A 10433-nucleotide genomic window follows, 5' to 3' on the forward strand; every position below is an offset into this window, starting at 1 on the left:
CCGTCCCGGTGCATCTCGTACAGACGGTGCACACCCGTCGTGGTCTCCTCGGTGACCCCGCGGATCTCCGACGCCAGATTCGTCCACTTCTGCGGCGCCTCGGCCAGCGTACGGGTCAGCAGCTCCAGGACCGCACGGTGCTCATCGCTCTCCGCGCTCTCCACCCCCGGAACCTTGCCGGCCTTCTCGTACTCCACGCCCTTGTGCACCAGCAGCGTGGCGTCACCACCGTCGTCGAGAATCATGTTCGGGCCGCCGGTGGGCGAGTTGGGCCAGGTCAGCGCCTGCTCCGTGCACCACCAGTACTCCTCCAGGCTCTCGCCCTTCCAGGCGAAGACCGGAATGCCCCGCGGCGCCTCGGGCGTACCCTCCGCACCCACCGCGATCGCCGCGGCAGCATGGTCCTGGGTGGAGAAGATGTTGCAGGACGCCCAGCGGACCTCGGCGCCCAGGGCGGCCAGGGTCTCGATCAGGACGGCGGTCTGCACGGTCATGTGCAGGGAACCCGTGATCCGGGCACCGGCCAACGGCCGGGCATCGGCGTACTCCCTACGGATCGCCATCAGACCGGGCATCTCATGCTCGGCCAGGGTGATCTCCTTGCGGCCGAAAGCGGCGAGGGACAGGTCGGCGACCTTGAAGTCCTGGCCGGTGGCTGCTGTCGTCATGCGGGCTGCTCCTCGAGCGTCGAGGTGGATGGGCTGGCAGTCTGCGGCGCGGGCCGGGGCCCCAGCGGTATGCGGGGCGAATACGAGCGTACGCGGAAGCGGACGCACCCCTCCCCCTGGCCGCAGCGCAGTCCGTCGGAGGCCCTCTCTCCCTCGGCCGGTCCGCGGTGCGGACCGCCCGACCGCCATCAGCAGCGACGTCTGGCACTGGTCACGAATCTACACCGATCGGCCCGGTGAACCCCAGCCCGGAGGGGCCGGTTCGGTGCGGTACCGGCCAGGGAGGGCGCCGGGACGGGCCGTGAAGGCCGGGGTTCGGGGCGCCGGAGGGCCGCGTTCCGGCTGTGGGGGCCGCGGCCCCGGAGGGCTTGGCGCGCGCTGTGACGTCATGCAGGATGCCTGGCAGCGCGGGAACAGTTGCACGGCCGCGCGCACGTTCGTAAGGAGAGCCACGTGACCACCACTCCAGCTGATCCCCCCAAGGGTGCGGGGAGGAGCGGGCAGGGGCTGAAACTGCTCGCAGTGACCGCCTGCCCGACCGGTATCGCCCACACGTACATGGCCGCGGAGAAGCTGGCCCGGACCGCCCGGTCACTCGGGCATGAGATCAAGGTGGAGACGCAGGGATCCATCGGGGCCGAGAACGTACTGTCTGACAACGATGTCAGAGAGGCGGATGGCGTCATCATCGCCGCGGACAAGGAAGTGGACCGCAGCCGGTTCGTCGGCAAGAGGGTCTTGGCCGTCGGGGTGGCCGAGGGCATCCGGCATCCGGAGCAGCTGATCGAACGGGTGCAGAGCGCGCCCGTGTACGGGGGTGCGGAGGGGGACGGAGCCGGTGCGGGCACCGGCTCGGCGGCGGCTTCCGGCGGCACCGGTGGCGGCAGGGGGCGCAGCGTCGCGTACAAGGCGTTGATGAACGGCGTCAGTTACATGATCCCGTTCGTGGTGGTCGGCGGTCTGCTGATCGCGATCTCGCTGGTGATGGGGGGCCATCCGACGCCCGAGGGGCTGAAGATCGACCCGGGCTCGTTCTGGGAGGACGTCAACAACGTCGGCACGATCGGCTTCCAGCTGATGGTGCCGATCCTCTCCGGCTATATCGCCTATGCGATCGGTGACCGGCCTGCGCTGGTCCCGGGCATGATCGGCGGCTGGATCGCCACCCACGGCGAGTTGTACGGGATGAAGGACGCGAGTGCCGGCTTCATCGGCGGCATCGTCACGGGCTTTCTGGCCGGGTACCTGGTCGTGTGGATCAAGAAGGTCAAGGTCCCCCAGTTCGTCCGGCCGATCATGCCGATCATCGTGATCCCGATCGTGGCCACGACCGCACTCGGGCTCTTTTTCGTCCATGTCCTGGGCAAGCCGATCTCGTGGGTGTTCACCCATCTCACCGGCTGGCTCAGTGGTATGACCGGGACCAGTGCGATCGCACTGGGGGCGATCCTCGGCCTGATGATCGCGTTCGACATGGGCGGGCCGGTCAACAAGACGGCGTTTCTGTTCGGTTCGGGCCTGATCGCCTCCGGAAACCAGACGGTCATGGGGATGTGCGCCGCCGCGATCCCGGTGATGCCGCTCGGGCAGGGGCTGGCCACGCTGATCCGTCGGCGCCTGTACTCCGAGCAGGAGCGGGAGACGGGGATGGCGGCGCTGTTCATGGGGCTCTTCGGGATCTCGGAGGGCGCGATCCCGTTCGCCGCGGCGCGGCCCGCGCAGGTCATCCCGGCGAACATGCTCGGCGGCGCGGTGGCTGGCGCCCTTGCGGGGCTGGCCGGGGTGGCGGACGCGGTGCCGCACGGCGGGCCGATCGTGGCGGTGCTGGGTGCGGTCGACGGGGTGCCGATGTTCTTCGTCGCCGTGGTGGCCGGCGCGGTGGTCACGGCACTGACGACGGTGATGTTGGTGGATGTGTCGGAGCGGAAGAAGGGCGGGGCCGTGAGGGTGCGGGCGGCCGGGGCCGGTGCCGATGTCATGGCTGCCGCCGGTGGTGCGGCCGACGCCCGGGTCACCGTCGATGCCGCCGGCACGACGGACAACGGTGTGGCGTCGGTGGTGGCGGAGCCCGTGGGCGCGGTGGTCGGTGCGGGTGCCGGGGCTGATGGCGAGGCCGGTGACGCGTCCCGTACAGCCGCGGCGGTTGCCGTGGTCCCCGTACCGGCCACTGCCCCGGAACAGGGCCCGGACGGCGCTGTCTCCGATGCCGGTGGCAACGATGTCAGAGGGGATCGTGCCGACGGCGGCAGGGCGGACGGTGCCGACGGCGGCAGGGGCGGGAGCGACTCCGCCGTCGAGGTTCTCTCCGGCTATCTCACCGGGGAGACCGTCAAGACGCAGCTCGACGCCGGCGAGAAGGAGGCCGCGATCCGGGAGATGGCCGAGCTGGCGGCCGGCACCGGCAGGGTGGCGGACGTCGACGAGCTGGTCCGGGTGGCGCTGGCGCGTGAGGCGCAGGACACCACCGGACTCGGTGAGGAGATCGCGATTCCGCACGCCAAGACGGATGCGGTGACCGCTCCGGTCGTCGGCTTCGCGCGGTCGGCGGACGGTATCAACTGGGGCTCGCCGGACGGCACGCTCGCCAAGCTGGTCTTCATGATCTCGGTGCCGGAGGCGGCGGCCGGGGACGAGCATCTGCGCATCCTGGCGCTGCTGTCGCGGAAGCTGATGGATGCGGACTTCCGGGCCCGGCTGCAGGGGGCACCGGACGAGGCGGCGATCCTGCGGGTGCTGGCGGAGATCCGGTAGCCGCCGGCCGGGGTCCGGAGGGCTGCCGGGTCTGCGCTCCCGGGCGGCCTCCGGACCGGCTCGCCGGCCGACTGGCCGACTGGCCGACTGGCCGACTGGCCGACTGGCCGACTGGCCGACTGGCCGACTGGCCGACTGGCCGACTGCGGCAGCATGCAGCAGCACCAGGCCCCCGCACTCGCTGAGTGCGGGGGCCTGTCTGCGTCCGATGTCGCGCCTGCGGCGGGTCCGTGCCCGCCCGGCGCATGGCGCGGGGCTCAGTTCCCGCCCGGCGCCTTCGAGGGCTCGGCGCCCGCGGCGGCCGTGGCCTCGTCGTAGATGTCCGGCTCGAGGTAGATGACCCGGGCGATCGGCACGGCCTCGCGGATGCGGGCCTCCGCGGCGTTGATGGCGTTCGCGATCTGGGTGGCGGTGTCGTCATGCCTGACCGCGATCTTGGCGGCGACCAGCAGTTCCTCGGGGCCGAGGTGGAGCGTCCGCATGTGGATGACGCGGGTGACGACCTCGCCGTCGACGACCGCCTCGCGGATCTTGGCGATCTGCTCGGGGCCGGCCGCCTCACCCAGCAGCAGCGACTTGGTCTCGGCGGCCAGCACCAGGGCGATCACCACCAGCAGCGCGCCGATGCACATGGTCCCGATGCCGTCCCAGATGCCGTTACCGGTGGCGACGGTGAGGCCGACGCCGCCCAGCGCAAGCACCAGACCGACCAGCGCGCCGAAGTCCTCCAGCAGCACGACCGGCAGCTCGGGCGCCTTGGCGCGGCGGACGAACTGGGGCCAGGTCTGCTTGCCGCGCAGCTCGTTGGACTCCTTGATCGCCGTACGGAAGGAGAAGCCCTCGGCGATGACGGCGAAGACCAGGACGCCGACCGGCCAGAACCAGTTGTCCAGCGCGTGCGGCTCGTGGATCTTCTCGTAGCCCTCGTAGAGCGCGAAGACGCCGCCGATGGTGAACAGGACGATGGAGACGAGGAAGCCGTAGATGTAGCGCTCGCGGCCGTAGCCGAACGGGTGCTCGGCGGTCGCCGCGCGCTTGGCCTTCTTGCCGCCGAGCAGCAGCAGTCCCTGGTTGCCGGAGTCCGCGATGGAGTGCACGCCTTCGGCCAGCATCGAGGACGAGCCGCTGAAGGCGAAGGCCACGAACTTCGCTGCGGCGATCGCCAGGTTGGCGCCCAGCGCCGCAACGATCGCCTTAGTCCCGCCTGATGCGCTCATAAGTGCCGCATGTCCCTTCCGTCGTCCGGCCTTTACCGCTGCTTTAATGCCGCGGCGGTCATTGTTGCAGCCCCGCAGCCGGCAGCCGCCAGGAGGCCACCTGGCGGACGCTCCCGGCGCGCGCCCTCGCGCCGCCCGCAACGACCGCCGCGCGGGGCTGGGAACACCTAGGCCACGACCGTCGCACGGAAGAGCGTGCCCTCCCCGGCGAGCGTGAGGCGCTCACCAGCCGGTACAAATGCGGACTCACCGGATGACAGGGTCAATTCGCCGCCGTCCCCGTCACCGGCCGCGCCACCGTCCCCGCCGTCCCGCAGCCGGACCGTCCCCGCCGTGCACAGCAGGATCTGCGGCGTACGGGAGACGAGCGGGCGCGGTGCGGCGCCGGGGGCCAGGGCGAAGCGGGAGAGCCGGAACTCGTCGATGGGGGTCTCGTAGACCTCCTCGCCGTCCACCGCCTCGGGGCGCAGCACCCCGGCGTCGCCGGCCTCGAAGCGGACCACCCGTAGCAGTTCCGGTACGTCGACGTGCTTGGGGGTCAGACCGCAGCGCAGCACGTTGTCCGAGTTGGCCATCAGCTCGACGCCGAGGCCGCTCAGATAGGCGTGCGGAATGCCGGCGCCGAGGAACAGCGCCTCGCCGGGCTGGAGTTGGACGTGGTTGAGCAGCATGGCGGCGAGCACGCCGGGGTCGCCCGGGTAGTGGTGGGCGATGCCGGCGTATGCGGCGTAGTCCTCGGCGTGCGGGCCGCCCTCGGCCGCCAGCCGATCAGCCGCGACGGCCGCCCGCTCGACGGTGCCGGCGATCGCGTGGTGCTCGGCGCCCAGTACGGCGGTGAGCACCTCGCGCAGCGCGTCCTCCTCCGGGCTGGCGTGCAGGATGTCGACGTACGGCTTGAGCTCGTCGACGCCGAGGCCCGCCAGGAGGTCGGCGGCCTGCGCCGGGTGCCGGAAGCCGCACAGGCCGTCGAAGGGGGTGAGCGCGACGATCAGCTCGGGCTTGTGGTTGGCGTCCTTGTAGTTGCGGTGGCCGGCGTCGATCGGGACGCCGCGCCGCTCCTCGTCGGCGAAGCCCTCCTGGGCCTGCGCCAGATCGGGGTGGACCTGGAGGGAGAGCGGCGAGCCGGCCGCGAGCAGCTTGAGCAGGAAGGGCAACCGGGGGCCGAAGGCGCGGACGGTGTCGGCGCCCAGTTCGGTCTCGGGGGCGGCGTCGATCACCTCGGCCAGGGAGACGGGGCCCGCGCCGCGGTCGATGCGGGAGGGGGCGCCGAGGTGGGCTCCCATCCACATCTCGGCCTGCGGCTCGCCGGTCGGTGCGGTGCCGAGGAGCTCCGGGAGGGCGGTGGTGGAACCCCACGCATAGGGGCGCACGGTGTTGGCGAGGCGGTCCATGGGGCTACTGCTTCCTGAGGGGCGTACGTGGCTGCGCAGTCATGCGGCCGGCCCGCGGGTGCGTGGCTGCGCAGTCATGCGGCCGGCCTGCGGGTGCGGGCCGGCCGTCAATGATCACTCGGTGCCGGCAAGCGCCAGGTAAACGGCGCCGAAATCCACGATGGCGAGTAGCTCCGCGGCCTTCTCCAGATCACTGCCGGTGTCCGGTTCCAGTTCGCTGACGGCGATGTCGCGCTCCTCGGCGAGCGCCTGGGCGGCGCGGGTGGCGGACAGCGGGCCGGGCTCCTCCTCGCGCAGCAGCACGACTCTCGCGTGCATCGCGGCGGGCTGCTCGACCCGGTCACGGAAGAAGTCGTCCGGGTCGGCGCCGGCGGCCAGCGCACCGGCCAGCAGGGTGCGGTGGGTGGTGAGCGCTTCGGGCAGCTCGGCGGCGAGCGCGGGGCGGCCGGCGAGCCCGGCCAGCTCGGTGGCGAAGTGCCGGCCGATGGCACCGGCGATGGTGCCTTCCGTCCAGATCAGCGGGAAGGCGTCGGCGAGGTCGGCGGCCAGTGTCTTGCCGGGGTTGGTGTACGTCGGGATGGCCGGGCCGCAGCGTTCGGCGAGCTGGTCGAGGCGGTCGGCGAGCTTGCCCAGGGCCTCCGGCGGGGCGCTGAGCAGGCCGATCCGGTCGGCGAGCGCGAGCAGCGGGATGAGCACCGACCAGAGGGTGCCGGGGGCGGCCGGCGGGGCGCCCTCGACGTCGAATTCGGCGTCGTAGGGGGTGGTCGCCAGCGGGACGGCGAGGCCGCGGGCCTGGATGACGGCGTCGGCGAGCGGGCCGCCGGCCGGGGTGACGGCGACGACGGCGCAGCCGCGGCGGTAGGCCTGCTCGACCAGCTCGGCGAGGCCGGGGTCGGCGGCGTCCGGGCCGGGGAGCAGCAGCAGGTCCAGGGGCCCGGCCCAGCCGGGCAGGGTCCAGCGCAGCGCGCCGGGCAGCGGGGCGACTCCCGTGGGCGGGATGAGGGTGACCGGGCAGCTGCCCCCGCCGAGCGCCCTGAGGAGGTCCGCGACACCGGCCGCGGCGGGGCCGGGCCCGGCGACGAGCACGGCGCGCGGCCGCCCGTCGGGTGTCAGTTCGGGGATGCCGGATTCGGCGGCGCTGCGGGCGGCGGTACGGACCCGGGCGCCGGATTCGGCGACGCCGCGCAGCAGACCGAAGCGGTCGGCGCCCGCCAGTGCGTCAGGGGTGTCGAGGAGTGACTCGTCGAGCATGGTGGGCGCGGCCTCCGATCGCCGGTACGGGCGGGGTACGGGCGGTGCCGGGACGGGCCCGGCGGCGCCCGGTCAGGCGGGGCGGCGGGCCTCGTCGACGAGGAGTACGGGGATGCCGTCCCGGACGGGATAGGCGAGGCCGCACTCGCCGGAGGTGCACAGCAGCTCGGCAGGGTCGTCGCCCGTCCGGTCGTCGAGCGGGGCATGGCACGCCGGGCAGGCGAGGATCTGGATCAAGCTGGCGTCGACCGGCATGGAGGGTGCTCCTTCGGGGCGGTTGCGGCCTGGCCAGCGTACCGCCGGGCGGGGGGCGGAGGCGTGCTCGGAGGGGTTTTGGGGTGGCGGGCGGCGAGGATTCCGTCGTCGTCGCCCGCCATCCACGGGCCGGCCTCCGGTGCACGGGCGGCCCCGGGGTGCCGGGACTCAGGCCCGGATGATCGCCAGTGCCTCGTCGCGGACCCGGTCGGCGGTCGCGGTGTCGCGGGCCTCGACGTTCAGCCGGAGCAGCGGCTCGGTGTTGGAGGCGCGCACGTTGAACCACCAGTCGCCGGCGGTGACGGTCAGTCCGTCCAGCTCGTCGATGGTGACGCCCGGGCGCCCCTCGTAGGCCGCCTTGATCGCGGCGAGCCGGCCGGTCTGGTCGTCGACGGTGCTGTTGATCTCGCCGGAGGCCGCGTACCGGTCGTACTGCGCGACCAGCTGCGACAGCGGGCCCTGCTGGCCGCCGAGGGCCGCCAGGACGTGCATCGCGGCGAGCATGCCGGTGTCGGCGTTCCAGAAGTCGCGGAAGTAGTAGTGCGCGGAGTGCTCACCGCCGAAGATCGCGCCGGACTTGGCCATCTCCTCCTTGATGAAGGAGTGCCCGACGCGGGTGCGGACCGGCTCGCCGCCGTTCTCCTTGACGACCTCCGGCACCGACCAGGAGGTGATCAGGTTGTGGATGACCGTGCCGCCGGGGTGCTTGGCCAGTTCGCGGGCGGCGACCAGGGCGGTGATCGCGGACGGGGAGACCGGGTCGCCGTTCTCGTCGACGACGAAGCAGCGGTCGGCGTCGCCGTCGAAAGCCAGGCCCAGGTCGGCGCCGGTCTCGCGCACCCGCGCCTGGAGGTCGACGATGTTCTTCGGATCCAGCGGATTGGCCTCGTGGTTGGGGAACGAGCCGTCCAACTCGAAGTACATCGCGTCCAGTTCGAGCGGCAGGCCCTCGAAGACGGTCGGCACGGTGTGCCCGCCCATGCCGTTGCCCGCGTCCACCACGACCTTCAGCGGGCGGATGCCGCTCAGGTCCACCAGGCCGCGCAGGTGGGCGGCGTAGTCACTCAGGACGTCGCGCTGCGAGATGCCGCCCGGTGCGGCGACCGGCTCCGGGGCGCCCTCGTCCGACCACCGCTCGACCAGCGCGCGGATATCGGCGAGACCGGTGTCCTGGCCGACGGGCGCCGCGCCGGCCCGGCACATCTTGATGCCGTTGTACTGGGCGGGGTTGTGCGAGGCGGTGAACATGGCGCCGGGCAGGCCGAGTGCGCCGCTGGCGAAGTACAGCTCGTCGGTCGAGCAGAGACCGATCTCCGTGACGTCCGCGCCGCGGGCCGCGGCGCCGCGGGCGAAGGCGCCGGACAGGCCGGGCGAGGAGGGCCGCATGTCGTGCCCGGTCACGATCGCGTCCGCGCCGGTGATCTCGGCGAAGGCCGCCCCGAACAGCTCGGCCAGCGTCTCGTCCCACTGGGTGGGGACGACGCCGCGTACGTCATACGCCTTCACGATCTGCGACAGATCAGTCACAGCCAGCCCTCCTGGAGAGTCTCTACGGACTCCCAACCTACCGGGCGACTCTGTAGGTGGGCCGTGCATCCCTGCCATTGCCGGGTGCGGCGCGGCTGTTGATCCATTCCGTCGCGCGCAGGCCGCGGCGCCGTCCCCGGCGGGCCGGCGGTCAGGGGCCCAAACCCCGCCCCCGCTCAGGAATCCGGCGAGCGCAGTACTCGTAGATGGCCTCGGCGGGCGACTTCCATGGGGTGGGTGTCGCGGTCGCCGGGGCGGGAGGAGCCGACGGCGCCGGCGGCGCGTTCCTGGGGGCGGGCCGCCTCGCGTACGGCGTTCGCCAGGGCTTCGAGATCGTCGCCGCTGGGGCGGGGCGGGCCCGAGTCGAGGGCGAGGCGGACAACTTCCCAGCCGCGGGGCGCGGTCAGCCGCTCGGAGTGCTCGGCGCACAGGTCGTAGCAGTGCGGTTCGGCGTAGGTGGCGAGCGGTCCGAGCACGGCGGTCGAATCCGCATAGACGTACGTCAGCGTTGCGACGGCGGGGCGGCCGCACGCAGTGCGCGAACAGCGACGTACAGGGCTCACGACGTTGGACGGTACCGCACTCTTGAGCGGGCCGCGACGACTCTCCCCCGGCTCACCCAACCGTGTCGTCCCGCTTCGTCCGATGCGTCTGACCTGCACCCGCTCGACCTGACCTGGGCCGGGTGCGCCGGGGCGGACCGCGCGGGGCAAGGAATCCTGTCCCGACTCGATGCATTTCCGGCCATTCCGGGGTCGATCTGCGATCTCATGCGGGGAGGCAAACGAACTCAACGCGGACAGGTCCGGTCAGCCGACGACATGCCGCGTCTTGTCGCGCTCCCCGGTGCCGGGCGGCGCTCGACGGCTACGCTCGATGCTGATGGACAGTCCTGTACCTCCCCGACCGGCACAGCCGCGGCTCCGCCGCCGCGACCGCCACGGCCGCGGCATGCGCGGCCCGATCGCGCCGCCCCAGGTGCCGCTGTCGGTGACCCGCGCCGACGCGTTCGTGGATCTTGTCTATGACTCCCGGGACCGGCTGGAGCGGCGCTGGACGCAGCTCTCCCAGGTCGATTTCCTGGTCCTGGACGTGCCGGGTTTTGGCCCCGACGACGGGCCGGATGCGGCGGCCGACGAGGAGACCGTGCCGCTGGGCCGGGTGGTGCCGGCCGCGGGCGGATATCGCGACCGGATCGTGATCTACCGCAGGCCGGTGGAGATCCGTACGAAGAGCCGTGACGAACGGGCGCTGCTGGTCCATGAAGTGGTGGTCGAGCAGGTCGCCGAACTGCTGGGGCTGGCCCCGGAGTCGGTGGACCCGCGCTACGGCCAGGAGTGAGGCCGCCGCGCGGGTCCGTGGGAGCGTCCGCG

At 72.5% G+C, this 10433-nt stretch carries 9 protein-coding genes; 2 read left to right on the forward strand and 7 right to left on the reverse strand.

Annotated features, from left to right (window positions below):
* Positions 1 to 668, reverse strand: a 668-nt coding sequence (locus ACWGI6_RS36010) for an adenosylhomocysteinase (protein ID WP_453271401.1), incomplete at its 3' end; no start/stop codon positions are given.
* A 522-nt stretch (positions 669 to 1190) separates the two neighbouring features.
* On the opposite strand from ACWGI6_RS36010, the gene ACWGI6_RS36015 reads away from it, so the two are divergent.
* Positions 1191 to 3419 (forward strand): fructose-specific PTS transporter subunit EIIC, encoded by a 2229-nt coding sequence (locus ACWGI6_RS36015; RefSeq protein WP_453271425.1) that lies wholly within the window; start codon positions 1191 to 1193, stop codon positions 3417 to 3419.
* Between the two features lie 257 nt (positions 3420 to 3676).
* Here the strand turns inward: ACWGI6_RS36015 and ACWGI6_RS36020 are convergent, their stop codons facing one another.
* The 6 genes from ACWGI6_RS36020 to ACWGI6_RS36045 form a co-directional block, all read right to left on the reverse strand.
* Positions 3677 to 4636, reverse strand: coding sequence for a cation diffusion facilitator family transporter (locus ACWGI6_RS36020; protein WP_453271402.1), 960 nt, complete (start codon positions 4634 to 4636; stop codon positions 3677 to 3679).
* A gap of 167 nt (positions 4637 to 4803) precedes the next feature.
* The gene (gene manA / locus ACWGI6_RS36025; RefSeq protein ID WP_453271403.1) at positions 4804 to 6027 is read right to left on the reverse strand and encodes a mannose-6-phosphate isomerase, class I; all 1224 of its coding nucleotides are present in this window, start codon (positions 6025 to 6027) and stop codon (positions 4804 to 4806) included.
* A 114-nt stretch (positions 6028 to 6141) separates the two neighbouring features.
* Entirely contained in the window at positions 6142 to 7278 is a 1137-nt protein-coding gene (locus ACWGI6_RS36030) for an SIS domain-containing protein (RefSeq protein WP_453271404.1), read from the reverse strand.
* A 72-nt stretch (positions 7279 to 7350) separates the two neighbouring features.
* A complete protein-coding gene (locus tag ACWGI6_RS36035) occupies positions 7351 to 7533 on the reverse strand; it encodes a Trm112 family protein (protein ID WP_453271405.1) in 183 nt (60 codons plus the stop codon).
* 168 nt (positions 7534 to 7701) lie between these two features.
* On the reverse strand, positions 7702 to 9060 hold the full coding sequence (locus ACWGI6_RS36040; RefSeq protein ID WP_453271406.1) for a phosphomannomutase/phosphoglucomutase: 1359 nt from the start codon (positions 9058 to 9060) through the stop codon (positions 7702 to 7704).
* A gap of 176 nt (positions 9061 to 9236) precedes the next feature.
* Entirely contained in the window at positions 9237 to 9683 is a 447-nt protein-coding gene (locus ACWGI6_RS36045) for a DUF3499 domain-containing protein (RefSeq protein WP_393908205.1), read from the reverse strand.
* Positions 9684 to 9942: 259 nt separating this feature from the next.
* Here ACWGI6_RS36045 and ACWGI6_RS36050 point away from each other — a divergent pair, with 259 nt between their 5' ends.
* Positions 9943 to 10401: a metallopeptidase family protein gene (locus ACWGI6_RS36050; protein ID WP_453271407.1), complete on the forward strand. Its 459-nt coding sequence runs from the start codon at positions 9943 to 9945 to the stop codon at positions 10399 to 10401.
* Positions 10402 to 10433: the final 32 nt, after the last annotated feature.

Source organism: Streptomyces sp. NPDC054786 (assembly GCF_053611685.1).

What these genes read in the sequence shown, in the direction of transcription:
- ACWGI6_RS36020 (WP_453271402.1), bottom strand. Translation starts at nt 4,636, where the DNA reads ATGAGCGCATCAGGCGGGACTAAGGCGATCGTTGCGGCGCTGGGCGCC.
- manA (WP_453271403.1), bottom strand. Translation starts at nt 6,027, where the DNA reads ATGGACCGCCTCGCCAACACCGTGCGCCCCTATGCGTGGGGTTCCACC.
- ACWGI6_RS36050 (WP_453271407.1), top strand. Translation starts at nt 9,943, where the DNA reads ATGGACAGTCCTGTACCTCCCCGACCGGCACAGCCGCGGCTCCGCCGC.
- ACWGI6_RS36030 (WP_453271404.1), bottom strand. Translation starts at nt 7,278, where the DNA reads ATGCTCGACGAGTCACTCCTCGACACCCCTGACGCACTGGCGGGCGCC.
- ACWGI6_RS36035 (WP_453271405.1), bottom strand. Translation starts at nt 7,533, where the DNA reads ATGCCGGTCGACGCCAGCTTGATCCAGATCCTCGCCTGCCCGGCGTGC.